The organism is Nonomuraea sp. NPDC026600 (assembly GCF_040638335.1).
In the GTDB taxonomy this organism is placed as follows: Bacteria; Actinomycetota; Actinomycetes; order Streptosporangiales; family Streptosporangiaceae; genus Nonomuraea.
This window is the reverse complement of record NZ_JBEZYD010000001.1, coordinates 354986-378935: the sequence shown is the minus strand read 5'-3', so window position 1 is coordinate 378935 and position 23950 is coordinate 354986. Positions and strand designations below refer to the sequence as shown.

Sequence of the window (23950 nt, the reverse complement as noted above, 5' to 3'; positions counted from 1 at the left end):
ACACAGCCGTTGAAACACAGTCGCTGAACCACGACCGTGTCTAGCACGGCCGCTGACGAGAACTACGCGGGACGCTCGGCGCGGTCGCCGGACCAGTCGGTGTGGTAGGCGCCGTCCCGGTCCACCCGCTGGTAGGTGTGCGCGCCGAAGAAGTCGCGCAGCCCCTGGATCAGCGCGGCGGGCAGCCGCTCGCGGCGCAGCCCGTCGTAGTAGGCCAGCGCCGAGGAGAAGCCCGGCGTCGGCACGCCGATCTGCACCGCGGTGGTCACCACGCGCCGCCACGACTCCTGCGCCAGGTTCACCGCCGCCGCGAACGTCGGGTCGGCCAGCAGCGTCGGCAGTGCCGGGTCGGCGTCATAGGCGGCGCGGATCCGGTCGAGGAAGCGGGCCCTGATGATGCAGCCGCCCCGCCAGATCGTGGCCATGGCGCCCAGCTCCAGGTCCCAGCCGTACTCCTTGGACGCGGCGGCCATCTGGTCGAAGCCCTGCGCGTAGGCGACGATCTTGGAGGCATACAGCGCCTGCCGTACGTCCTCGATCAGCTCGCGCCCGCCGACGCCCGACAGCTTCGGCCCCTCCAGCGACGCGGCGGCGGCCCGCTGCTCCGGGTGGCCCGACAGCGCGCGGGCGAACACCGCCTCGGCGATGCCCGTCACCGGCACGCCCAGGTCGAGCGCGCTCTGCACGGTCCAGCGGCCAGTGCCCTTCTGCTCGGCCTGGTCGACCACGATGTCGATGAACGGCTTGCCGGTGGCCACGTCCACCTGGTCGAGCACCTCGGCGGTGATCTCGATCAGGTAGGACTCCAGCTCGCCCTGGTTCCACTCGCGGAACACCTCCGCCAGCTCGGCCGGAGTGGCGCCGAGCGCCTGGCGCAGCAGGTCGTAGGACTCGGCGATGAGCTGCATGTCCGAGTACTCGATGCCGTTGTGCACCATCTTGACGAAATGTCCGGCGCCGTCGGGGCCCACGTGCACCGCGCACGGGACGCCGTCGACCTTGGCCGAGATGTCCTGCAGGATCGGGCCGAGCGCGTCCCAAGACTCCGTGGAGCCGCCGGGCATGATGCTCGGGCCGTTCAGTGCGCCCTCCTCGCCGCCGGAGATGCCGGTGCCGACGAAGTGGATCCCCTTGTCGCGCAGCGCCGCCTTGCGCCGCCGGGTGTCGGCGAAGTGCGCGTTTCCGCCGTCGACGATCATGTCGCCCGGCTCCATGAGCTCGGCGAGCTGGTCGATCACCGCGTCGGTGCCCGCGCCCGCCTTCACCATGATGATCGCCCGTCGCGGCCGCTTCAGCGAGGCCACGAAGCCCGCCAGCTCCTCCGACGGTACGAACGTGCCCTCCCCGCCGAACTCCTTGACGAGCTGCTGCGTACGGCCGGCCGAGCGATTGTGCACGGCCACCGCGTATCCGTGTCTCGCCAGGTTCCTCGCCAGGTTCCTGCCCATAACCGCAAGGCCGGTGACACCGATGTCTGCCAAGTCCATATGAAGCTCCTCTGTGGGGGATACGCATGATCCAGCGGTAGAGGTTCGGCTGGATATTCCGATTTTTTTCAGTCGCTTTGGCGTACGCCCAGCTCGTCGAGCCGATGCAGCATGTCGGCGGGATCGGAGTAGACGCGGAAGGCACCCGCGCGCTCCAGCTCTTCCCGGCCGTATCCGCCGGACAGCACCCCGATCCCGAGCGCGCCCGCGCGGCGGGCGGCGAGCAGGTCCCAGACGCTGTCACCTACCACCATCGCATGCCGCACATCCACGTTCAGCAGCGCCGCACCCGCCAGGAACAGGTCGGGGTCCGGCTTGGCCCTGCGCACCATGTCGCGGGTGACCATCGGAGTGTCCTCCGGCAGGCCCAGCATGCCCAGCGCCAGCCGGGCCGTACGCGCGTAACCGCTGGTCGCGATCGCCCACGGCACACCCCGCGAGGACAGCTCGCTCAGCAGCTCGGCGGCGCCCGGCAGCGGGCGGACGGAGTCGATCTGCTCGGTGTAGGCGTCGCCGTGGATCGTCTGCAACTCGTCGATCTGCTCGGCCGTCAGCTTCAGCCCGGTCTCGCGCAGCAGCGCGCTCACGAACAGGCCGCCGCTCATCCCGATGCGGCGGTGGATGCGCCACACCGACAGATCGATGCCCAGCCCCGACAGGGCCTGCCGCCAGGCGATGACATGCTGGTAGACGCTGTCGATCAAGGTACCGTCGAGGTCGAAGAGAAACGCCGGTGTGGGTGCGTGCGGGAACTCCGTCATGGCTCCATGACACCATGACCGGCATGAACGTCATCATCGCGGGCGGCCACGGGCAGATCGCACTGCGGCTGGAGCGGCTGCTCGGCGCCGGATCGGTGGGCCTGGTACGCAACCCCGCGCACCTCGCCGACGTCGAGGCCACCGGAGCCGCGGCCGTGCTGTGCGACCTGGAACGGGCCGGGATCGAGGAGGTGGCGGAGATTCTCCAAGGCGCCGATGCCGTCGTGTTCGCCGCGGGCGCCGGCCCCGGCAGCGGCGTCGCCCGCAAGGACACCGTCGACAAGGGCGCCTCCGTCCTGCTGGCCGACGCGGCCGAGCGGGCGGGTGTACGGCGGTTCGTGCAGATCTCCTCGATGGGCGCGGGGCGGCCGCCCAGGCCGGGCGGCGACGAGGTGTGGGCGGCCTACATCCAGGCCAAGACCGAGGCGGAGAACGACCTGCGGCGCCGTGACCTCGACTGGACGATCGTGCGCCCCGGCGGGCTGACCGACGACCCCGGCACGGGCCGGGTACGCCTGGCGCCCTCGGTACCTCGCGGCACCGTCCCGCGCGACGACGTGGCGGCCGTCGTCGCGGAGCTGCTGGCCACCGGCGCGCGCGTCCGGCAGGTGCTGGAACTCGTCTCCGGTGATGTGCCGATCGACGAGGCCGTCATGCAAGAGTGAGGAAATGACGGAATATCGCACACTTGGACGTACCGGTCTCAAGGTCAGTCCCCTCTGCCTCGGGGCGATGATGTTCGGCTGGATCGGCGAGGAGTCGGCCGACGAATCGGCCCGCATCATCGACCGTGCCCTCGACTCGGGCATCAACTTCATCGACACCGCCGACGTCTACTCGCGGGGCCAGTCGGAGGAGTTCGTCGGCCAGGCCCTCGCCAAGTCGGGCAAGCGCGACGACGTCGTCCTGGCCACCAAGTGCCACGGCGTCATGGGCGACGGCCCCAACGAGGGCGGCAACTCGCGGCGCTGGATCTTCCAGGCCGTCGAGAACAGCCTGCGCCGCCTCGGCACCGACTGGATCGATCTCTACCAGATCCACCGCCCCGACCCCGCCACCGACATCGAGGAGACGCTCGGCGCGCTCACCGACCTCGTCCGGCAGGGCAAGGTCCGCTACATCGGCAGCTCCACCTTCCCCGCGCACCGCGTGGTCGAGGCCCAGTGGGCGGCCGAGCGGCGCAACCTCGAACGTTTCGTCTGCGAACAGCCCCCGTACTCCCTGCTCGCCCGCGGCATCGAGGCCGACCTGCTGCCCACCGTCCAGAAGTACGGCATGGGCGCGATCGTCTGGAGCCCGCTGGCGGGCGGCTGGCTGAGCGGCCGCTACCGCAAGGGCCAGGAGCTGCCCGAGAGCCGCCGGGCGAGCCTGCTGCCCGCCCGCTGGGACATGGAGCTGGCGGTCAACCAGCGCAAGCTCGACGCCGTCGAACAGCTCGCCGTGCTGGCCGAGGAGGCCGGGCACACGCTCATCGAGCTGGCCCTGGCGTTCACGATCAGGCACCCGGCGGTCACCTCGGCCATCATCGGCCCGCGCACGATGGAACACCTGGAGAGCCAGCTCACCGCCACCGACGTGCGGCTCAGCGACGACGTGCTCGACAGGATCGACGCCATCGTGTCACCGGGCGTCACCGTCAACCCCGGCGACGAGGGCTGGCAGCCCCCGGAGCTGTCCGACGCGCAACTCCGCCGGCGCCCCTGACCGTCACCGGACACGCGCGGCGAGCTTCCCGCAGCCCTCCAGGGTGTGCTGGGACAGCTCGTCGCGTACGGACGGCAGGCACACCGCCGCCATGGACAGGCTCGTCACCCCCAGTCCCACCAGCACCGGAGCGAGCTGGGGGTCACCGGCGGCCTCGCCGCAGACGCCGACCGGCTTGCCGGCGGCGCGGCCCGCGTCCGCGCAGGAGGCAATGAGCTTCAACAGGGCAGGTTGCCACGGGTCCAGGAGGTCGGCCAGGCCGGGGTGCTGACGGTCGGCCGCGAAGGTGTACTGGCTGAGGTCGTTGGTGCCGATGCTGAGGAAGTCCACCTCCTCCAGCAGCCGGTCGGCCAGCAGGGCGGCGGCGGGCACCTCGACCATCGCGCCGACCCGCGTCAGGCCCCGGGCGCGGGCCCGGCGGGCGAAGCCGGCGGCCTCGGCCGGGGTGGTGACCATCGGGGCCATCACCCACGCGTCGGCACCCGTCGCGCGGGCCGCCTCCGCTATCGCGTCCAACTGCGTGTCCAGGACGTCGGGGAGTACGCGGTCCACGCGCAGACCCCGGATGCCGAGCGCCGGGTTCGGCTCCGAGGGCAGGCCGAGGAACGGCAGCGGCTTGTCCGTGCCCGCGTCGAGCGTGCGCACCACGACCAGCTCGGTCCGCGCGAACACCTCGGCGTAGGCGGCCACCTGCTCCTCGAACGACGGGGCCTGCTTGCGGTCCAGGAACAGGAACTCGGTCCTGAACAGCCCGACGCCTTCCGCGCCCGGCCGGAGGTCGGCGGCCGAGCCGATGTTGAGCAGCAGCTTGACCGGGTGGCCGTCGGCCGTCCTGCCGGGGCCGCTGCTCTTCGCCAGGCGGTCGCGCTCCTCCTGGTCGTTCCGGCGGAGCTCGGCCACGGCCTCGTCCGTCAGGCCGACGCCGATCCGGCCCGTCTTGCCGTCGACCGAGATGACCGTGCCGTCGGCCAGGGCGGTGATGCCCGCGCAGGCGACCACGGCGGGCAGGCCGCGGCCACGGGCCAGGATCGCGGTGTGGCTGGTCGGGCCGCCCTTCTCGGTCACCAGCGCCACCACGTCCGTGCCGAGGCCCGCGGTGTCGGCGGGGGAGAGGTCCTCGGCCACCAGGACGTACGGGTGGCCGGGGGCGGGGATGCCGGGCATCGGCAGGCCCAGGCAGGCGGCGATGGCGCGGTGTTTGAGGTCGTCCAGGTCGGCGGCGCGTTCGGCGAGGTAGCCGCCCAGCGCGGCCAGCGTCTCGCGGTGGTGGGTGAAGGCGGCGTCGAGGGCGTGGGGGGCGTCCAGGCCGTCGCGGACGGCGGCCTCCGCGTCCTCACGCAGCATCGGGTCGTCGGCGATCATGGCGAGCGCGTCGAGAATCTCCGCCGCCTCGCCACCGCCCGCCGACGCCGCGCCGCCACCGCCCGCTGGGGCCGCGTCGCCGCTGCTCGCGTCCCGTGCGGCGGTGGCGGCGCGTTGCCGCAGGTCCGCGGTGACCGACTCCAGCGCCTTCACCACCATCGCGGCCTCCGCGGCCGGGTCGGCGACCTGCCGGGGGCCGGGCAGTACGGGCGGCGGCGCCATGCGCAGGACCGGCCCCGCGGCCCGCCCCTGACTGACCCCCAGCCCTGCCAGCTCCGCACTCGCCGGCCGGCCGGGGTCAGCCATCGAGGGCCTCTTCCGCGTCCAGGTCCTGGGCGAGCAGGGCCACCAGCGCGTCCAGCGCCGCGTCCGCGCCCGGCGCGTCCGACTCCAGCGTCACCTCGGTGCCCTTGGTGGCGCCGAGCGACAGGACGCCCAGCATGCTGTTCGCGGGGACCGACTTCTCGCCCACCCGGATCCGCACCGGCACCCCCAGCCGCACCGCCTCCTGGACGAACAGCTTCGCGGGCCGCGCGTGCAGGCCGCTCGCCGATGCCACCGTCACCGTTCGTTGTGCCATCACAACCCCCTCAGGGCTCGATCGTGACCTTGATGGCCGCGCCCCGGCTGACGAGGTCGATCCCGTCGAGCACCTGGGAGAGCGGCAGCCGGTGGGTGATCAGGTCCGCCACCGGCACCAGACCGTCGGCGATCAGCCGGAGCGCCTCGGCGTTGTGCGCGGGGCTGGAGCCGTTCGCGCCGACGATGGTCAGCTCGCGGTAGTGCACCAGGTTCGAGTCCAGGGCGATGATCGGGGCGTCCTTGGGCAGGCCGCCGAAGAAGCTGATCCTGGCCTGCCGGGCCGCCATCCGCAGGGCCTGTTCCTGGGCCGCGCCGGACGCCGCCGCCGTGATCACCACGTCGGCGCCGCGGCCACCGGTCAGCTTGAGCACCTGGTCCACCGCGTCGGTGTCGACGACCGCGTCCGGGCGTACCAGATCCGCCGCCATCGCGAGCCGCTCGGCGTTCACGTCGACCAGGAACACCCGCGCGGCGCCGCGTGCCCGGGCCAGCCGCACGTGCAGGCAGCCGATCGGGCCCGCGCCCATGACGACCACGTCGTCGCCCGCGCCGACCCGCGCCAGCGACTGGCCGTTCAGCACGCACGCGAGCGGCTCGGCCACCGACGCCTCGGCGAACCCGACGCCGGACGGGATGGCGTTGACGCCGTCCACGGCCCGTACTTTCGCCGGGATCACCATGTACTCGGCGAAGCCGCCGTCGTAGTGGTAACCCATGGACTCCTGGTTCGGGCAGACGGTGCGGCGGCCACGGCGGCACTCCTCGCACGTGCCGCACGGGATCGCCGCGATCACCTGTACGCGTTCGCCCGTGCCGACCACCTCGCCGGCGATCTCGTGGCCCATCACCCGGGGCGGGCGGATGTGGTGGTGGCCGTGCTTGAAGATCTTCACGTCGGTGCCGCACGTCGAGCAGTTGCGTACCCGGATCTTCAGTTCGCCGGGACCGGCGACCGGCTCCGGCGCGTCCTCCACGCGGATGTCCCCTGGGGCGTGGAATCGGGCGACCTTCACGTCAGCTCCTTCATCACTTGGCCGACCTCCGTCGCCTCGCGGAGTGTTCTGGCGCGTTCGGGATCGAGCAGGATGTCGGCGAGCGCCGCCAGCAACCGCACGTGCCCGTCGTTCTTCGCGGCGATGCCGACGCAGAGGGTGACGGGCTCGCCGCCCCAGTCGACGCCGTCCGGGAAGCGCACGACGCAGATCGCGTCGTGCCGGACGACCTCCTTGGCCGCCGCGGTGCCGTGCGGGATGGCCACGCCCTCGCCGACGTACGTGGAGATCGACTGTTCGCGTTCGAGCATGGCGTCGATGTACGGCTCGGCGACCGCGCCCACGTCCACCAGGGCGCGCCCGCACCTCCTGATCGCCTCTTCCCGGTCGGCCGCGCTTTCGTGCAGGAGTACGGCGCGCGGATCGAGCAGGTCGTCACGCATCGACCGTGCCGCCGTTCTTGATGGTGGCGACCAGTTTCGTCACGGCCGGGTCGCCGAGGAAGATCTGGAACGGCACCAGCACCTTGTCCGGCGCCGAGGCCCGAGCCCTGGCGGCCAGTCCGGCGTGGCAGACCACCACGTCGGCGTCGGCCGGGATCTCGTTGACCGGGGTGTGCTCCACGGCGACGCCGGTGTTCTTGAGCTGCTTGCGTAGCTGGCTGGCGAGCATGACGCTGCTGCCCATGCCCGCGTCGCAGGCCACGATGATCTTGTGAATGTCCTTGCTGTCGATGCTGGCCATGGTTCACGCCTCCTTGGCGACGGGCTGGGCCTGGGTCTCGTGGTCGTTCGCGCCGGTTTCCTCGATGCGGTCCGCCGGGGGTTCCGGGGCGTCGGCGGCGGCCTGCGGGGTGTCCTCCGGTGGCTCCTCCTTCTCGCCGCGGCCGAAGCCGAGCAGGAGCGAGGAGGCCGCGAACGACACGGCCGTGGCGACGACGATGCCGGCGATCACGCCGAGCCAGCCGCCCTTCGGCGTCACCGCCATGTAGGCGAAGATGCTGCCCGGCGAAGGCGTCGCCACCAGTCCGGCGCCGGTGATCATGAACGTGAACACGCCGGCCGCGCCGCCCGCGATGACCCCGAGGATGAGACGCGGCTTCATCAGGACGTACGGGAAGTAGATCTCGTGGATCCCGCCGAAGAAGTGGATGATCATCGCGGCGGGCGTGCTCGGACGCAGCGGGCGCGGGCCGAACAGCAGGTACGCGATGAGCAGGCCGAGCCCTGGGCCCGGGTTCGACTCCAGCATGAACAGGATCGACTTGCCGGCCTTGACGGACTCGGCGACGCCGAGCGGCCCGAGCACGCCGTGGTTGACCGCGTTGTTCAGGAACAGCACCTTGGCCGGCTCGATCAGGACCGAGGCGATGGGCAGCAGGTTGTTGACGATGAGCCACTCGACCGCGTTGCCCGCGGCTGTGGTCACGACGCGGACGACCGGGCCGATGGCCCACATCCCCACGATGGCCATGACCGCGCCGACGATGCCCGCGGTGAAGTTGTCGACGAGCATCTCGAAGCCGGACTTGGTGCGATCCTCCGTGAACTTGTCCACATATTTCAGGATCAAGGCGGTGAGCGGGCCGATGATCATGGCGCCGAGGAACATCGGGATGTCCGACCCCACGATGACGCCCATCGCCGCGACCGCGCCCACCACCGCGCCGCGTTGCCCGTGGACCATCCGGCCGCCGGTGTAGGCGATGAGGATGGGCAGCAGCGTCTTGATGATCGGGTCGACCATCGCGCCCAGCGTCGCGTTGGGCAGCCAGCCGGTGGGGATGAACAGCGCGGTGATCAGCCCCCAGGCGATGAACGCGCCGATGTTCGGCATGATCATGCCGGCCAGGTGGCCGCCGATGCGCTGGATGGTGGCCTTGGCTCCGGTCCCGTAGACCGGGGGTGTGTAGGTTTCGGCCATTGGACGTGCTCCTTTGGGGGGATGAGCAGGTGCCGGTATGTCGAAGTCAGGTGGGGTCGGCGGGGGCTTCCAGGGGGCGGGTCAGGAGGGGTGGGCCGGTGTGGATCCCGTCGCGGCGGATGTCGGCCGGTCCCGGCATCCGGCTGCCCGGCAGGCAGACCGCCGCCGCGCCCCAGGCCAGCGCCTCCACCAGGGCCTCCTCGCCGGTCGCGCCACCGGCGAGGAAGCCCGCCAGCATGGCGTCCCCGGCCCCGACCGAGCTGCGCGGCTCCGTCACCGTGGCGTGGCCGTACCAGATGCCGTTGTCCTGGACGAGCACCGCGCCGTCGGCGCCGAGGCTGGCCAGGACCGTGCGCGCGCCCGCCGCCCGGAGCTTGCCGGCGGCCTCCACCACGTCGCCGACACAGCGGATCGGCATGCCGGTGGCGTGGGCGAGTTCGTCCAGGTTCGGCTTGACGAGGGCGGGGCCGGCGGCGAGCGCGCTGGCCAGCGCCGGGCCGCTGGTGTCGACGGCGACGTGGATGCCCGCCCCGGCGAACCGGCGGCAGAGCCTGGCGTAGACGTCGGCGGGCACCTGCGGCGGCAGGCTGCCGGAGGCCACCACCCAGTCGGCCTCGTGCGCGGCGGCCAGTACGGTGTCGGCGATCGTGTCGAGCTCGCCGGGGGACAGGGCGGTACCGGGTTCGTTGATCTTGGTGATGGTGCCGTCGGGCTCGGCCAGGGTGACGTTCGAGCGGGTCGTGCCGGTCACCGGGACCGTCACCATGTCGAGTCCTTCGAGGGTGAGCAGGCGGACGAGCTGCCTGCCCTCGTCGCCGCCGTACGGCATCACGGCCCGCGAGGCGACCGCGTTGGCGAGCAGGGCGCGGGAGACGTTCACACCCTTGCCGCCGGGGTCCAGGCGGGCGGCGGCGGCCCGGATGACCGCGCCCCGGTCGAGCGAGGCGATCTCGATCGTGCGGTCCAGGCTGGGGTTGAGCGTCAGTGTGAGGATCATGCGCGGACCACCTCCGGGCCGGCGCCGGACAGCTCGGCGGCCAGGGCGAGGTCGAGGCCCGTGTCGGTGATCACCACGTCGATCTCGCTCAGCTCGGCGAAGCTCGCGAGGTAGGTGTTGGTGAACTTGGTGTGATCGGCCAGCAGCACGCTGCGCTCCGCGGCCGTCACCATCGCCCGCTTGATCGCCGCCTCGGCCGGATCCGGCGTGGTCAGGCCCTTGGCGACCGAGCAGCCGTTCGTCGCCATGAACGCCACGTCCACGTGCAGCTGTGCCAGCGGCCGCAGCGCCCAGTCGTCCACGGTGGCCAGCGTCCGGCCGCGCAGCCGGCCGCCGAGCATGATGACGCTCAGGTTGGCGCGGGTGGCCAGCACGGTCGCCAGCGGCGGCGAGTTGACCACGACCGTGAGCTCCCGGTCGGCGGGCAGGATCTGCACCAGGCGGCCGGTGGTGCTGCCCGCGTCGATGATGACCGAGCCGTCCTCCGGAAGCTCGGCCAGGGCGGCCTTGGCGATGCGCTCCTTCTCCGCGGTCATCACCTCGTCGCGGGTGGCGAGCGCGGGCTCGAACCCCATCCGCTCCACGGGGATCGCGCCGCCGTGCACCCGGCGCAGCACGCCCGCCCGTTCCAGCACGGTCAGGTCGCGGCGGATCGTCTCGGTGGTCACGTCGAGCTCGCCGGCCAGCGACACCACGTCGACACGGCCCGCGGCCCGGGCCCTGCGAAGGATCTCCTGCTGCCGCTCCTCGGCGTACATGATGTTGATTCACCGCCGTTTCAGTGTGGTTTCATCTGTGTTTATACCCGATTCTGTTGGAACGTCAAGACTCTGGTAGTTATGTCGGATGCGAACCAAGCCCTGGGCCGCCGTCGCGGCAGCCGTACCCCTCGCAGCCGTATGCGTCGCCGGGCCCTCGGCCTCCGCCGCCTCGTCCGGCCCCCGTACGGTCACGCCCCCGGTCGTGCCGGCCGGCACCACGGCATCGTGGCTGGTCTACGACAGGAAGGCCGGGAAGTTCGTCGCCACTCGCAACGCGCACCGCAAGTTCCGCTCGGCCTCGGTCGTCAAGCTCCTGATCGCCATCGACTACCTGGAGAAGCGCAAGACCGTCCCGGCGAACGACGCCCGGCTGCTCAAGGTCATGCTGCGCTCCAGCGACGACCACGCGGCCACCACGTTCTGGAACCGTGGCGGCAAGGGCGCGATCGTCGAGCGGACGGCGCGCCGGCTCGGGCTGCCCGACACCGCGCCGCCGCCCGCGTCCAAGCCCGGGTTCTGGGGCTACACGTCACTGAGCGCGTACGACATCGTGCGTACGTACCGCTACCTGCTCGACACGGCGGCGCCCAGGGTGCGGGAGACGATCCTCGGGCACCTGCGCAACTCCACGCCGTGCGGCACCGACGGATTCGACCAGTACTTCGGCATCCCGCGCGCGGTGCCCAAGCCGTGGGCGGTCAAGCAGGGCTGGTCGGGGTTCGGCGACGTGGCGCCCACCAAGTGCGGCACCGGGGCCGCCGCGAACCCGGTCCCGCTGCGGGCCCCCGGGGCCGACCTGTCGATCAGCGGGGTCGCGTCGCGGGCCACCGGGTCCGGCGTGCCCGACTACGGCCGTCCCGTGCTGCACACCACGGGCCTGCTGGGCAAGGACGACCGGTTCATCATGGCCGTGCTCACGGCCCACCCGGCGGGAGGCACCTGGAGCTCCTCCGTCAAGCGCGTCACGCAGCTGACCCAGGGCCTCTACCGGAGCGTCTCCTGAGCTGTCTCTAGATCTTTGATGGGGCGCAAGAGACGTTGGTCATTCCGATTCGGGGAGATCGACAGGGGGGCCGAGTGGGGGGTCGGTGGCCAGGTTGAGCGCGGCGGCGAGGATGGTCAGGACCTGGCTCACGGCCTCGGGCGCGAACTCGTAGTCGCCACGCCGCCGTTGTCTGATCAGCCTGGCGCTCTGCAGCGCGCGCAGGTGGTGATAGAGCTGGCCACTCGTGGCCTGCTCGCCGTCTCCGCCAAGGGCTTCTTGGAGGTCGGCCCGGGTGCACCGGCCCTGTCGTATGAGCGCGCCGAGCAGCGCCAGCCGCGGCTGGCTGCCGAGAGACTCCAGGATGTCGGCGACCCGCGCCCAGTCGGCCGACAGCAACTCGGCGAGAGGGAGTTCCCTGGCCCAGAACCGCTCGCCGTCGGGCAACCGCACGGCTCCGACGTAGCCGACCGTCCCGGATCCGTTCTGCTTCTCCGCCTGGCGGCGCATCTCATGAATCACCCCCATGAGGGACGGCGAGTCCGGTGGTCGTCGCGGTGGGCCGGCGGTGTCGGCCAGCCCTTCCAGGCGGGCGATCCGGGCCTCGAGCTCGGCGAGTCTTTCCTCGCTCATCGCACCCTCCTACGCTTTTCCATAATTACGATATAGCGTAGAAAGTCGACTTGGGCAAGGCAACGCCATGGGGTCCACGTACGGAATCAGGGCGCCCGGAAGGTGAACATCCGCACGCCCGGCTCCAGCGGCCTGGGCGAGCCGGCGTAGCGGTGCACGCCGACGCCGTAGCGGCCGTCGCTGTCCAGGCTGACCCGCTCGAACCCGTCCTCCTCGAACCACTCGCAGATCGCCGGCACCAGATCGGGCGCGTCCCGCCCCCTGGTCCAGATCACGGTCGCGCCGGGCGTCGTGCCAGGTATTCCAGTCGCGTTCGGCCATGATCACGATCATGCTTGTCCAATGGGCGATGATTCAACAGCTTTGGGGCGGGTGCTGCGGCAGGCGGGCGGTCCCGAGATCCTCGATGTGCTGGCCGAGCGGCTCTCCGGCGCCGACCTCACCACGCTGCTGCTCGAAGTCATGCGGGTCAGGGCGCGTGGTCTGGCGCCGGCCGACGTGTTCCGCCGCTACACCAGTGATCGGTTCGTGGGGCCGTCCGTGGTGCCGTTCGAGCGCCTGCGCCGGGCCGAGGACGCGGTGCTGTCGGTCGTACCGGCCGACTTCGAGCTGGTCACGCCGGCACCCGTCGCGCCGCTCGGCGCGCACTCGGCGCTGGCCACTGTGGACCAGAACAAGGTGATCAGCACGATCAGGAACACCGAGGTCGCGGCCGACCCGACGAACGCCCTTGCCCTGGAGGCGGCCGTCCGGCGGCGCGGCTCGCCCGGCCCGGTCCGGCTGGCCGCCTTCCAGCGCGTGGTGCGGGCGCAGCACTTCGCGGGCGCGGGCGCGTACGCGCACTTCGGCCTGTTCGCGCTGGTGTCGGCCGATCGCGACACCGGGAATCTGGCGTTCGAACGCCGTCACCTGGCCGAGCACCTGCGCCTGCTGACGGACGCCGTCCGGGCCTGCGGCATCGCCGAGCCGGAGGTCCGCGTCACCGTCCTCGACCCCCGCTTCGCGCACGTGACGGCCGGGCTGGACGCGACGGACGACCCGGGACGGGAGTCCGGGCGCGGCTACTACTCGGGGCTGTGCTTCAAGATCTACGCCGACGGCGTGGAACTGGGCGACGGGGGCTTCGTCGACTGGACGGCCCGCCTGCTCGGCAACCGCAAGGAACGCCTGCTGATCAGCGCACTCGGTGTGGACCGGCTGAGCTGACGTAGGCGGCGTAGACCTTCTTCGGGACCGCCAGCCGCCACGCCTCGATGACCAGCTCACGCATCTCGTCGGCGTCGATGGCGGCCATCCGCGCGACGACCCAGTTGAACCGCATATCGGACTCGCGCGGCAACTGGAACTTGTCCGGCTCGGCCGCCACCAGGGCGGCCCGCTCCTCCTTGGGGAAGCCGAAGCCCATGAGGGTCTCGTCATGCGAGAAGGCCACGTAGACGATCGAGCCGACGCGGAACTTGACGCGGTCCCTGATGAGATGCTCCGACGAGCGCGGGAGCGTGCTCGCCAGCCGCCGCACGTCCTCCACTGTGATCACACCCCCACGGTAGTGGGTCCGTGCGCTCGCTGCCTCAGGCCGTCGGCGACCTGGAGCCGGCGTGCCAGCCACCCGATCCTTGCCCGCGACCCGGGTGAACAGGGCGATCGCGTCGGCCACCGGCAGCACGTCCAGCGACAGCGCAGGCGTGGCGTCCAGCCCGGTCAGGCTGCGCCGGCTGGTGATCAGCACGTGGCACCCCGCGCTGCCGGGCAGCAACGGTCGTATCTGGGCCTCGCTGACCGCGTTGTCCAGCACGACCAGCACCCTGCGGTCGGCCAGCAGACTGCGATGATCACCACCGCGGTCGTCTCCGCCTCGGCGGACAAAGCGGCCAGATCGCCCGCGCGCCCGACGAACACGGGTACGTCGGCGGGTAACTGCCGCGGGGGCGCGGGCCTTTCATGGTCCTTGTCCGGTACGACCTGCGCCGTCTCCGCCGCGAGGGCGTCGGCGGCCCGGGCCAGCACGGCCTGTTCCGCGCCGTCCAGTTCCAGCGCCTCCGCCAGGAGCTGGACGGAGGAGTCGCGGGGCGCGGCGCCGCGCTCCCAGCGGCGTACCGTCCGGGCATTCAGGCCGGCACGTTCGGCCAACTGCTCCTGCGTCAGCCGCGCCCGCTTCCGCCATGCCCGCAACAGCGCCCCGAACGCGGGCGCGTCCTCCGGCAGGTTCCCCTGCTCTCGACGGGGCTCTTGGGCCGCGGACGGCTCGGACGGCTCAGCCGGTTCGGCTGGCTCGGCCGGGTCTTCGCGGCCTTGCCGGCCGGCTCCGGCTCGCGAGGCGCCGGGGTGCTCTTCGTTCTGGTAGTGGCCCGTGAGCATGGCCTGGTGGAGCCGGCGCAGCTCGGCGTTGGGGCCGATGCCGAGCTCCTCCTTGAGGAGGCGGGAAACGGTGCGGTACGTCTCGAGGGCCTCGGCTTGCCGCCCGCTCCGGCAGAGGGCGGTCATCAACTGGGCCCAGAACCGCTCCCGCAAGGGATGCTCGGCGGTCAAGGCCCGCAGTTCCACGGTCAGCTCGGCGGCCTTGCCCAGCTGGGCGTCGAGGTCGATGCGGCGTTCCAGGACATGAAGGCGTTGCTCGGCGAGGGGCGGGACGTCGATCCGGTGGAACGCCTCGGATTCCACGTCGGCGCACACCGGGCCGCGCCACAGCCGCAGGGCGTCGCGGAGGAGCCGGCTTTTCAGCGTGGCCGCCTTCGCCTGGTCGGCCGCCCGCACCAACTCCTGGAATTCGAGGAGATCGAGCTGCTCGGGCCGCAGCCGGGCGACATAGCCACCCGGCTCGGTCAGGATCAACGGGCCCAGGTCCAGGCTCCGGCGCAGGCGCGCGAGGTCGGTCCGCAGGGCCCGGAGCGGCTGCTTCGGCGGCCGGTGGCCCCACAGCCGTTCGGTGAGGAGGTCGAGCGGGACGATCTGGTTGGGCCGGAGCAGGAGCGTCGCGAGCAGAGTCCGGACCTTGCCGCCCGGGACGGAGATCGTCCTCCCGTCGCGCTCCACCCGTAAGGGGCCCAGCACCGAGAACCGTACAGCGGTCACAGCACCTGTCTCCTCTGTGTCGTCAATGCGTGCGCCCGAGTGATGTCCCGCGGCGATTCGCTGCGCGCTGGACCGTATGGCGTGATCCGCGGCTGCTCGGCCGGGCCTGGGCGCGACGTGCTTCCTACTTGAGCAGGTTCAGGCACGACGAGGAGATTGTCGTCGTCTCATGGGCGACGCGGGCGGTACGCCTTCCGACGTAGCTCTCTCGGTCAGGGGAGGGCGTGTGGTCAGGCCAGCAGCAGGAAAGGAGACGTCTGTCATGACCTCGACTCTGGCCGGGCGGCCAGTGGGTATCGAGATCCTTCGAGTGAAGTGTCCAGAATCTTGGGCGTCTGGTCCGACCGTACGGGGGCGGGCGCCGTTACGGCGTCTGGTGGGCCGTTGACGAGCCCAGCCCCACGGGGCGGGACTGCTCGTACGCCGCCAGGACCTGCTTGCGGCGCTTGGCCGGCAGACGGTCGATGTAGAGGTAGCCGTCGAGGTGGTCCGTCTCGTGCTGGAGGCAGCGGGACAGCATGCCGGTGCCCTCGACGGTGACCGGCGCGCCGTCGGCGTCGAAGCCGTGCACGGTGGCGTGGTCGGGGCGGGGGAGCGGGGCGTACTGGCCCAGGACCGACAGGCAGCCCTCTTCGCCCGCGTCGAGGTGCCGTTCGCCGAGTCCGGGCAGGTCGAGCGTCGGGTTGACCACGACGCCCTTGTGCCGGTCGCCGTTCTCGTCGGGGCAGTCGTACACGAACACCCGCAGCGGCACGCCGATCTGGTTGGCGGCCAGGCCCACGCCCTCGGCCGCGTACATGCTCGCGAACATGTCGTCCACCAGCGCCGCCAGTGCCCCGTCGAACCGGGTGACCGGCTCGCAGGGTGCGTGCAGCACCGGATCTCCCACCTGAACGATCGGCCGGACCTCTCCCACGACCAGTGCCCTCTCCGGATGCGCAATGTGTCGCGACAAAGTCTACGAGTGTCAACGGCATGATCAGTACCAGATCATGCTCATATAATGAGACATATCTTCTTGCATGATGAGATTAGAGCTAATGTCGGTCTCATTGACGCGAGACGAAGGAGTTTCGATGGACGCCGTCTACACCCATGGCCATCACGAGTCCGTGCTGCGCTCCCACCGGTGGCGCACCGCCGAGAACTCGGCCGCCTACCTGCTGCCCCACCTCAAGCCGCACATGAAGCTGCTGGACGTGGGTGCCGGGCCCGGCACCATCACGGCCGACCTGGCGGGCCGGGTCGGGCACGTGACGGCGTCCGAGGTGACCGCGGAGGCGCTGGAGCTGACCAGGGCCGGAGTGGGAGCCGCGGGCAACGTGGAGTTCGCCGTCGCCGACGTGCACGCGCTGGACCATCCCGACGCCACGTTCTGCGTCGTCCACGCCCACCAGGTGCTCCAGCACGTCGGCGACCCCGTACGGGCGCTGCGTGAGATGCGGCGGGTGACCAAGCCGGGCGGACTGGTGGCGGCGCGTGACAGTGACTACGCCGCGTTCGCCTGGTACCCGCTGCTGCCGGAGCTCGACGAGTGGCTGGCGCTGTATCAGCGGATCGCGCGGAGCAACGGCGGCGAGCCGGACGCCGGGCGGCGCCTGCTGTCGTGGGCCAGGGCCGCGGGCTTCGACGACGTCACCGCCACCTCGTCCACCTGGTGTTTCGCCACGCCGGAAGACCGGGCCTGGTGGGGCGGGATGTGGGCCGACCGGATCAGGCGGTCAGCCCTGGCCGAGCAGGCGCTCGCCACGGGCGCCGCCACACAGGACGACCTGCGGCGCATCTCCGAGGGCTGGCTGAAGTGGGCCGCGGCGGACGACGGCTGGTTGTCGATCACCCACGGCGAGATCCTCTGCCGCGTGTGAGGTCTTCAGGCCGGAGGTGCGTCCCAAGGGCCGGAGGCGCGGGCTACAAGCCGGAGGTGCCGGGCTAAAGGCCGGAGGTGCGGGCCCACTGGGGATCGCGGTAGAGAACCACGTCGGCGCCGTCCAGCAGCTCGTCCGGAGCCGAGAGCATGGTGATCTCGCCTGCCGCCTGGAGTTGCAGGAGCAGGTCGCGGACCCGTGGCCCCACCGGCAGCCGGCCGGGCGGGAGGCCGAGGCCCGACCTGACCGTGTCCGCGACCTCCGACAGGTGGAACGGACCGGCGAACTCCGCCACCACACCCCGCACCAGGTTCATGGTGATCACCTGTTCGGCCTCGGCGTGGGCCAGCTCCCAGACGATCTGCTCCTTGCGGCGGCCCGTGGCCACGCAGGCCGTGCAGGAGCGCATCAGGCCGGGCGAGAGGCCGGGCAGGATGCCGGGCGCCAGGCCGGGCAGCACCGGCTGCTCGGCCGAGCCGAGGCAGGCGGTGCACTGGTTGGTCTCCGAGGCGTGCAGCTCGGCGGACATGAGGTCAGGCAGGTCGGCGTCGCAGTCACAGGAGTACGCGCCGAGCGTGCCGAGCCGCGGGGTGATCGTGTGATTCGTCATCTTGGGAGACTCTACCCGCGGGCGTCCATCAGGCCGTGCCGGCGCAGCGCCTTGCGGGCCGCCGCCACCACGCGCTCGTCCGGATGGTGGTCGATGAACACCAGCAGCACCCGTTCCGTCCAAGGATGGTCGCCGAGGGCCAGCAGGGCGATCGTGCTCGCCTGCTCGTCCTTCTCCATGCCCTGGGAGACCGACTTGATGACCTCGGCCGTCTCCCCGCCGAACTCCAGCAGCGCCGCGGCCATGTCCACGAACGCCCACGCGATCTCCTCGGGCGTCGGGGGCCGTTCCTCGCGGCCCAGCCGGGCGGCCACGACGGCGCCCAGCTTCGGCTCGCCTAGCAGCCCGTCGAGCACCCGCGTGCCCTCGTCGCCGAGTCCCGTGGCGAGCAGTTCCACGCCGACCGCCCGGCTCAGCGGGCTCGCCTCGGCGAGCGCGGCCGCGATCTCGGCCGCCGCCTCGTCCCGATCCCGATCGGCCAGCCAGCCGGCGAGCTCCTCGTCGCGTTCCGGTTCGGGGTAGGAGCGCAGGCCGTGCAGCAGCGCGCCGGCGTCCTGGCCGGCCAGCGCGCCCATGACCGGGATGTCCTGGCCGGTCGCCGTGCCGATCACCTGCCCGGCCGCCCAGAGGCCGAGCGGGGTCAGGGTGTGCGGCGGCACCTGGGATACCAGGCCGAGGTCCGTCAGGGCGGCGGGCACGTCGTCGGTCAGCGGGCCGCCGCCCAGGAAGAGGCGTACCACCTCCATGAACAGCGCCTCGTCGGTGCCCAGCGTGAGGCGGCAGTCCTCCGCCCATACCTGGAGCACCTTGTCGTCGGAACCGTCCCGCAGGACCTCTACCGTGTCCGGCGGGAACGCCGCGTCGGCGGCTTCACCGGCCAGCAGGCCGGTCGCCAGGGGAGCCTCTCGTACGGCCGCCACCAGTTCGCCGTCGGACGGCAGCCGGATGGGAGGCTGGAGCGGAAGCGTGTCTTCTTCGTTGGAGCCCACGTCCTTATCCTGTCGGAACTCGCACCACATTTGCGATAAAGTCCCACCGACCGCGAAAAGTCCGGAAGAAGGGAGGCGTTGAGATGGTCCGCGTTTTCCGGGCGCTCCACGCGTCCGCTTCAACTCTTCGGAGGAACCGTGCTTTTCCGCTCCACGGTCGAGACTGACCTCGACCTGCTGCTCGACTGCGCCGTCGACGAGCCCATCAGCTGGGCCGACCCCGACCGGCTGCTCCCCTTCCTCAAGAACGGCCAGTACCACCACGACCGCATCTGGGTCGCCGAACAGGACGGCCAGATCCTCGCCCGCGCCGTCTGGTGGGGCTTCCCCGACGGCGACCGCCCACTCGCGCTCGACTGCCTTTGGGTCCACCCGTCGGTGCCCGACCGTGTGGGACTGGCCGCCGAACTGCTGCGGCACGCCCACGAGAAGTACGGCGACGCGCCCGCCTATCACGTGTTCGTGGTGAACGGCTGGCGGGACGACCCGGACATCACCGCCGCCATCGCCTGGCGGTGGCAGGCCGGGGCGGGAGCCGGACTGACCGACGAGCTCGAACGGCTCCGGTATGAATGGACCCGCGGCACGCCGGTACCGGCGGCTTCGGGCCGGCTGGTGTTCCGGGCGGAGGCCGACGACGAGGCGTTCGTCGAGGCGTTCTGCCGCGTGGCGGTCGGCACGCTCGACCACCAAACCCAGCAGGCCCTGGCCACGACCAGCCCCGAGGCGCAGGCCCGCGAGGACATAGCCGACTACCGGAGCATGCCGGGCGAGCGGGACTGGTGGCGCCTGGCGTACACGCCGGACGGCGACCTCGCCGGCGTGGCGCTGCCGTCGGCCAACGGCGGCGGGCCTGTCGTCGGCTATCTCGGCGTGGTGCCCGAGCACCGCGGCCACGGCTACGCCGACGACCTGCTCGGTGAGATCACCCGGACGCACGCCGAACGCGGCGCCGACCGGATCGTCGCCGACACTGACGCCGGGAACGTCCCGATGGCCAGGGCCTTCGAGCGGGCCGGCTACCGGAACTTCGCCGTCAGACTCGTCCTGTCGGCGCCGCCCGCGAACGCCTGACCCCGGTCCGGTGTCCCGCTCACACGGTGGCGAGGCGGGCCCGGACCACCAGGTCGTGCATGGCGTCCCTGACCGTGGCGGCCTCCGGCAGCGGTGAGGAGTCCCTGGCCGCCTCCAGCGAGGCGGTCAGGGAGGCCACGTCGTCGCCCGTCGCGTCGATCGCGGGCGCGCGGCCGTGTTCGGCGTCCCGCTTGGCGGCCACCAGGTCCGGCACGTACGCCGGGACGTACCCGAACAGGTGCGTCAGATCGGCGTCCAGCTCCCCGGTGCGTATCAGGTGGATACCGGTTGCCAGGACACGGAAGGTGTAGAGCAGCGGCTTGAGCTCCCCGTTCTTCTCGAACAGCCGCCACTGCGTGCGCGCGAACCCCAGATAGTGATGGGCGTGGTGCCGCGTCAGGCAGCCGGGCGCGAGCGCCGTCAGCTCCTCGTGCAGCTCGGAGGAGGACACGACCAAGGGGGACAGGAGCTGCTCCAGGACGTAGCCGTTGCGGTTCAGCAGCAGCCCGCAGAACTTGGCCAGGTCGTGCGTGACCAGGTCCACTTCGACGCCGTCGCGCGTCCAGGTCCGGTCCAGGGTCGCCGGGCCGGTGCGCAGGCCGACGATCTCACGCAGCGGCAGCACATGCACGCCCCGCAGGTCCACGTCCGAGTCGGCCGAGGGGAAGCCGTAGAGGTGCGCGCCGCTCACCGTGGCGAACACCAGGGGGTACGGCTGCTCGCCGGGGATCTCCGGCAGCCAGGCAGGAAGGTTCACTGTAGATGGGCCCTCCGTACGGCCACGAGGTACTTCTCGACGGACTCCCGGTCCGGCGCCGCCGGCAGGACGCTCGGCGCCTCGGCCAGGTCGGTGGTCAGCTCGGCCCGCCAGGCGGCCACCTCGGCCCACGCCACCTCGCCCCGCTTGATCGCCAGCAGCCGGTCGCGGTAGGCGCCCATCTGGACCAGGGGCTCGCCGTGGCGTACCAGATGCAGGCCGCTCAGCAGCAGCCTGATCATGTGCATCGCCTGCTTCCACTTCGGCGCGACCGGGTCGAGGCGGCGGAACTGGGCGTCGGCGTAACCGATGAACGTCTGGTGCGCCCGCTGGGACAGGAACGCCCCGCGCAGGTCGCGCAGCCGCTCGCCCTCCGGCGCGAGCACCTCCGTGAGGGGAGACCACAGGCACTCCAGGACCGTGGGGTTCGCGTCGAGGGCGAGGCCGCAGAACCGCTCGACCTCCCACGAGAACTGCTCCGGCAGTGGCCCGTCGCGGTGCGTCACCGGCTTGGTCAGCCGCCAGAACTCCTCCGTCGGCGCCACGAACACGCCGCGCCGGTCGGTGTCGGAGTCGTCGGTGTCCAGACCGTAGGCCCGCGACCCCACCACCACCGAAAGGATCAGATCATCGCTCACGCGGACACTTTCCCAGGATCGGGGGACAGTTCGCTCAGCAGGTAGGCCGCCCCGAGCAGCCGCACATCGCCGAGGCCGTCCGGGTGCAGCGCGTACGTCGCGCAGCCGCTGGGCAGGGGCAGGTCGCCGTGGATGAGCAGGGCGAGCTCCACCCCGTCGAACGACGCGGGCCGCGCGACGGCGGGGGCGTCGGCGCGGGCGATCAGGCGGTCGGCGAACGCGGCCGCGTCCTCGCCCGGCCGCCGCTCGTAGCGGACCAGCGAGCCGTCGTGGCGCCGCACCAGCACCTCGGCCGCTCGCGCGGCGGCGTGCCAGCAGCCCACCTCCCACAGCGTCACCCGGTGCGTGAACGCCTGCTCGAGCGCCGCGCCCAGCAGGCTCAGCTCGCCGGCGCTGTCGGCCACGCGGTGCCCGTAGCCGGCGGCGGACAGGTTGAAGTCCGCCCACCGCATCGTCCGCGTCCACAGGTCGGCCACCAGCGGGACCAGGATCTTGGCCTGCCCCGTCAGGTCGAAGCGCTGCCGCACGGCCAGCGGGTCGAACAGCCCCTCCGGCTGCTCCATGAACCCGGCGAACCCGCGTGCCAGCTCCTCGAACGGCACGTCGTTGTAGCTGAACACGATCGGCACCAGGTAGCGGCCGCGCAACGCCCGCACGTGCACGTCGATGAACTCCGAGGCCCCCAGCGGCTCGGGCGCCGACGTCAGGTCGCCGGAGTGCGTGACGGCCTTGCCCAGCCGCAGGTGCGTGTAGTCGCACAGCCCGACGAACTCCCAGCGCTCGTCGAAGACCGCCACGGACAGGTCGAGGTCCACCCGGGTGCCCTTCGGCTGGGCCCAGTGGAGGAAGAACCGGAGCCGGTCGCCGCGGGGGATGGGCTGAGTGCTGCCGCGCGGCAGCCGGACCAGTGCCTTGACCGCCGTCCGCTCGGACGTCGGCGCGATCAGGTCGGCCAGTCCTTCGTCCAGCAGCACCCGGCGCAGCGGAGAGAGCTCGCCGGTACGGCGCAGCAGCTCGGCGGCCAGCGTCCGCTCGGCCGTCAGCACGACCTCGTCCGGCAGGGGCGGCCGGTCGTCGGGCCGGGTGTGGAAGCGCGCCGTGCCACCGCGCGGCAGGAACAGCCGCAGCCCGCCGGGCGGCGTGCGCAGCTGCCCCAGCGTGGCGATGAGCACGCCGGGCGCGACCTGCGCCGCCACCCGCGCCAACCCGCCCGCCTCGATCGGGGCGCCGACGGGCACCCTGGTCGCCGGCAGGTCCGGGTCGGCGGATGCCAAGGTCTCCAGGTCGGCGGGGACCAAGGTCTCCAGCAGGTCCGGGGAGAGGCGGAGCAGGTGCGACAGCCGCCGCATCAGGTCGCCGGGCCGGTGGGCCAGCAGGTCGACCGCGTCGGAGTGGCGGCCGTCGGTCAGGGCCGTCTCCACACGGCCGGCGAACGACGTCGCCCGCACCAGCCCGTCACGCACCCGCAGCTCCGGCCGACGCGCGGCCCGATCCAGCAGGGTCCGGCCGAACGCCGTCTCCGGGTCGAGCCGGGTGCCGCGCAGCGCGGCGAACGCCAGCGCGGCGTTCGGGTAGCGGGCGTGGTGCTCGTGGGGGTGCAGCACCTCGGCCATGCGCTTCCACTGCTCGCCGTAGCGGAACAGGTCCTCGATCGCGTACGGCATGGCGTCCAGGCACGACAGCAGCATCCGGCGGACGGCGCGCGGCAGCGACAGGCGGCGCCGCGGGCGGATCCGCAGCCCGGGGTCGGCGTCCATCAGCACGTACAGCAGGCGCAGCACGTCCGTGGCCGTCTCCAGATGGCTCCGCAGCAGCTCGGGGGCGCCTCGGCGGAGCGCGATGGCGAGCACGACGGCCCGCGTCTCCTTGACCGGGACGGTCTCCGGCACCCACGCGCCCGACGCCGGCCAGAACCCCTCCAGCAGCGCCTCCAGGTCGGCCCGGTCGTGCGGCGGCATGGGGGTGCGGCGGTTCATCAGGTCCACGGCCAGGTCACGGCAGCTCGCCGCGGGGTCGTCCGCGAGACGCAGCAGCCCGGTCGCCGTGACGGCGCCGCGGTCGACGATCGCGTCCCCCTCCGACGGGAGCAGGAACGGGTCGTCCAGGTCGATGCGGCGGTGGCAGATGGGGCAGGCACTGAAGTCGGCCCCGTCCCAGCACGAACGGCACACCAGGTGCGCGCACGGCGACACGGCGTGGACGGTGCCGACGTCCCCGCACAGGACGCACGGCCGCTGCGGCTCCTGCACCAGCAGGGAGAACACCCGCCGCACGTAGAAGTCGAGGGTGTCGGCGGGGACGGTGTTCGGAAATCCCCGGAAAAGGGGTATGTGCGTGACGGCCGCGCCCACCTCGGCCCGCAGGAGGTGCAGCAGCCGCCGCCCGGCCCGTACCAGCTCCTCCATGGACAGCGCCGCCAGGGCCCGATACAGGTCCGCCGACACCAGGAAGCCGAGCTGTAGCAGCTCGAACTCCAGCGCCGCCATCCCGGACGGCACGTCGGCCCGCCTCATGGTCAGGCGCTTGGGCAGCTTGCCCATGGGTTCGGGCGTGCGCGGATCGGCGGCCAGCAGCGCGGGCGCGACCAGTCGCGTACGGCGGAGCAGGATCTCGCCGGAACCGTTCATCAAGCCAACCCCCCGAACTGATGAGAGGTCGCGCGGCGACACCGCGCGACCTCTTTGAGGTGGAGAGCGGGCACGCTGATTTCATTTTGAAAGAATGAGAAGGAAGCACACCCAAAGAGCCACCCTGGTGAATC

26 protein-coding genes are annotated in these 23950 nt (G+C 71.8%); 6 read left to right on the top strand and 20 right to left on the bottom strand.

Annotation, left to right across the window (positions count from 1 at the left end):
• Window positions 1–62: 62 nt before the first annotated feature.
• Both gndA and AB0F17_RS01805 read right to left on the bottom strand, forming a co-directional pair.
• Window positions 63–1487 carry an NADP-dependent phosphogluconate dehydrogenase gene (gene gndA / locus AB0F17_RS01810; protein ID WP_358014548.1) on the bottom strand — a complete coding sequence of 475 codons (1425 nt, stop codon included), beginning with the start codon at window positions 1485–1487 and terminating at the stop codon, window positions 63–65.
• Between the two features lie 68 nt (window positions 1488–1555).
• A complete protein-coding gene (locus AB0F17_RS01805) occupies window positions 1556–2248 on the bottom strand; it encodes an HAD family hydrolase (RefSeq protein WP_358014545.1) in 693 nt (230 codons plus the stop codon).
• Window positions 2249–2271: 23 nt separating this feature from the next.
• Between AB0F17_RS01805 and AB0F17_RS01800 the strand changes: the two genes are divergently transcribed.
• Together AB0F17_RS01800 and AB0F17_RS01795 are read left to right on the top strand one after the other, a co-directional pair.
• Window positions 2272–2913 carry an SDR family oxidoreductase gene (locus AB0F17_RS01800; protein WP_358014542.1) on the top strand — a complete coding sequence of 214 codons (642 nt, stop codon included), beginning with the start codon at window positions 2272–2274 and terminating at the stop codon, window positions 2911–2913.
• Between the two features lie 4 nt (window positions 2914–2917).
• Window positions 2918–3952, top strand: a complete 1035-nt coding sequence (locus AB0F17_RS01795; protein ID WP_358014540.1) for an aldo/keto reductase — start codon at window positions 2918–2920, stop codon at window positions 3950–3952.
• A 3-nt stretch (window positions 3953–3955) separates the two neighbouring features.
• Here the strand turns inward: AB0F17_RS01795 and ptsP are convergent, their stop codons facing one another.
• Genes ptsP through AB0F17_RS01755 form a run of 8 tightly spaced genes read right to left on the bottom strand, consistent with a single transcriptional unit; the run spans window position 3956 to window position 10566 of the window.
• Window positions 3956–5620 (bottom strand): phosphoenolpyruvate--protein phosphotransferase, encoded by a 1665-nt coding sequence (gene ptsP, locus AB0F17_RS01790; RefSeq protein ID WP_358014537.1) that lies wholly within the window; start codon window positions 5618–5620, stop codon window positions 3956–3958.
• Window positions 5613–5894 carry an HPr family phosphocarrier protein gene (locus AB0F17_RS01785; RefSeq protein ID WP_358014533.1) on the bottom strand — a complete coding sequence of 94 codons (282 nt, stop codon included), beginning with the start codon at window positions 5892–5894 and terminating at the stop codon, window positions 5613–5615. Before AB0F17_RS01785 ends, ptsP begins: the two co-directional genes overlap by 8 nt.
• A 10-nt stretch (window positions 5895–5904) precedes the next feature.
• Entirely contained in the window at window positions 5905–6909 is a 1005-nt protein-coding gene (locus tag AB0F17_RS01780) for a zinc-dependent dehydrogenase (protein ID WP_358014530.1), read from the bottom strand.
• Window positions 6906–7331, bottom strand: coding sequence for a PTS sugar transporter subunit IIA (locus AB0F17_RS01775; protein WP_358014527.1), 426 nt, complete (start codon window positions 7329–7331; stop codon window positions 6906–6908). The genes AB0F17_RS01780 and AB0F17_RS01775 overlap by 4 nt, the downstream gene beginning before the upstream one ends.
• A complete protein-coding gene (locus tag AB0F17_RS01770; protein ID WP_358014524.1) occupies window positions 7324–7632 on the bottom strand; it encodes a PTS lactose transporter subunit IIB in 309 nt (102 codons plus the stop codon). The genes AB0F17_RS01775 and AB0F17_RS01770 overlap by 8 nt, the downstream gene beginning before the upstream one ends.
• Before the next feature lie 3 nt (window positions 7633–7635).
• The gene (locus AB0F17_RS01765) at window positions 7636–8811 is read right to left on the bottom strand and encodes a PTS mannitol transporter subunit IICB (RefSeq protein WP_358014521.1); all 1176 of its coding nucleotides are present in this window, start codon (window positions 8809–8811) and stop codon (window positions 7636–7638) included.
• Between the two features lie 46 nt (window positions 8812–8857).
• Window positions 8858–9808, bottom strand: coding sequence for a 1-phosphofructokinase (pfkB, locus tag AB0F17_RS01760; protein ID WP_358014518.1), 951 nt, complete (start codon window positions 9806–9808; stop codon window positions 8858–8860).
• Window positions 9805–10566 (bottom strand): DeoR/GlpR family DNA-binding transcription regulator, encoded by a 762-nt coding sequence (locus tag AB0F17_RS01755; RefSeq protein ID WP_358014515.1) that lies wholly within the window; start codon window positions 10564–10566, stop codon window positions 9805–9807. The genes pfkB and AB0F17_RS01755 overlap by 4 nt, the downstream gene beginning before the upstream one ends.
• An 88-nt stretch (window positions 10567–10654) precedes the next feature.
• On the opposite strand from AB0F17_RS01755, the gene AB0F17_RS01750 reads away from it, so the two are divergent.
• Window positions 10655–11572: a hypothetical protein gene (locus tag AB0F17_RS01750; RefSeq protein WP_358014512.1), complete on the top strand. Its 918-nt coding sequence runs from the start codon at window positions 10655–10657 to the stop codon at window positions 11570–11572.
• Between the two features lie 39 nt (window positions 11573–11611).
• Here the strand turns inward: AB0F17_RS01750 and AB0F17_RS01745 are convergent, their stop codons facing one another.
• Together AB0F17_RS01745 and AB0F17_RS01740 are read right to left on the bottom strand one after the other, a co-directional pair.
• Window positions 11612–12184, bottom strand: coding sequence for an ArsR family transcriptional regulator (locus AB0F17_RS01745; protein ID WP_358014509.1), 573 nt, complete (start codon window positions 12182–12184; stop codon window positions 11612–11614).
• Window positions 12185–12270: 86 nt separating this feature from the next.
• The gene (locus tag AB0F17_RS01740) at window positions 12271–12459 is read right to left on the bottom strand and encodes a hypothetical protein (RefSeq protein WP_358014506.1); all 189 of its coding nucleotides are present in this window, start codon (window positions 12457–12459) and stop codon (window positions 12271–12273) included.
• 67 nt (window positions 12460–12526) lie between these two features.
• On the opposite strand from AB0F17_RS01740, the gene AB0F17_RS01735 reads away from it, so the two are divergent.
• The gene (locus tag AB0F17_RS01735; protein WP_358014503.1) at window positions 12527–13390 is read left to right on the top strand and encodes a hypothetical protein; all 864 of its coding nucleotides are present in this window, start codon (window positions 12527–12529) and stop codon (window positions 13388–13390) included.
• Here AB0F17_RS01735 and AB0F17_RS01730 read toward each other — a convergent pair.
• From AB0F17_RS01730 to def, 3 genes are all read right to left on the bottom strand, one after another.
• Window positions 13359–13979 (bottom strand): hypothetical protein, encoded by a 621-nt coding sequence (locus tag AB0F17_RS01730; protein ID WP_358014500.1) that lies wholly within the window; start codon window positions 13977–13979, stop codon window positions 13359–13361. The two genes, AB0F17_RS01735 and AB0F17_RS01730, sit on opposite strands and share 32 nt — an antisense overlap.
• Window positions 13907–15256: a BTAD domain-containing putative transcriptional regulator gene (locus tag AB0F17_RS01725; RefSeq protein ID WP_358014497.1), complete on the bottom strand. Its 1350-nt coding sequence runs from the start codon at window positions 15254–15256 to the stop codon at window positions 13907–13909. Before AB0F17_RS01725 ends, AB0F17_RS01730 begins: the two co-directional genes overlap by 73 nt.
• A gap of 364 nt (window positions 15257–15620) precedes the next feature.
• Window positions 15621–16172, bottom strand: a complete 552-nt coding sequence (gene def / locus AB0F17_RS01720) for a peptide deformylase (protein ID WP_358015650.1) — start codon at window positions 16170–16172, stop codon at window positions 15621–15623.
• A gap of 160 nt (window positions 16173–16332) precedes the next feature.
• On the opposite strand from def, the gene AB0F17_RS01715 reads away from it, so the two are divergent.
• Window positions 16333–17121, top strand: coding sequence for a methyltransferase domain-containing protein (locus AB0F17_RS01715; protein ID WP_358014494.1), 789 nt, complete (start codon window positions 16333–16335; stop codon window positions 17119–17121).
• Window positions 17122–17185: 64 nt separating this feature from the next.
• On the opposite strand, the gene AB0F17_RS01710 is transcribed toward AB0F17_RS01715, so the two are convergent.
• Entirely contained in the window at window positions 17186–17731 is a 546-nt protein-coding gene (locus AB0F17_RS01710; RefSeq protein WP_358014491.1) for a hypothetical protein, read from the bottom strand.
• 11 nt (window positions 17732–17742) lie between these two features.
• A complete protein-coding gene (locus AB0F17_RS01705; protein ID WP_358014488.1) occupies window positions 17743–18720 on the bottom strand; it encodes a hypothetical protein in 978 nt (325 codons plus the stop codon).
• A gap of 138 nt (window positions 18721–18858) precedes the next feature.
• Here AB0F17_RS01705 and AB0F17_RS01700 point away from each other — a divergent pair, with 138 nt between their 5' ends.
• Window positions 18859–19794: a GNAT family N-acetyltransferase gene (locus tag AB0F17_RS01700; protein WP_358014485.1), complete on the top strand. Its 936-nt coding sequence runs from the start codon at window positions 18859–18861 to the stop codon at window positions 19792–19794.
• A gap of 19 nt (window positions 19795–19813) precedes the next feature.
• On the opposite strand, the gene AB0F17_RS01695 is transcribed toward AB0F17_RS01700, so the two are convergent.
• The 3 genes from AB0F17_RS01695 to AB0F17_RS01685 are packed head-to-tail and all read right to left on the bottom strand — an operon-like array spanning window position 19814 to window position 23816.
• Entirely contained in the window at window positions 19814–20551 is a 738-nt protein-coding gene (locus AB0F17_RS01695; RefSeq protein WP_358014482.1) for a nucleotidyltransferase domain-containing protein, read from the bottom strand.
• Window positions 20548–21189: a nucleotidyltransferase domain-containing protein gene (locus AB0F17_RS01690; protein ID WP_358014480.1), complete on the bottom strand. Its 642-nt coding sequence runs from the start codon at window positions 21187–21189 to the stop codon at window positions 20548–20550. The genes AB0F17_RS01695 and AB0F17_RS01690 overlap by 4 nt, the downstream gene beginning before the upstream one ends.
• Window positions 21186–23816, bottom strand: a complete 2631-nt coding sequence (locus tag AB0F17_RS01685) for an MXAN_6230/SCO0854 family RING domain-containing protein (RefSeq protein ID WP_358014477.1) — start codon at window positions 23814–23816, stop codon at window positions 21186–21188. The genes AB0F17_RS01690 and AB0F17_RS01685 overlap by 4 nt, the downstream gene beginning before the upstream one ends.
• Window positions 23817–23950 lie beyond the last annotated feature (134 nt).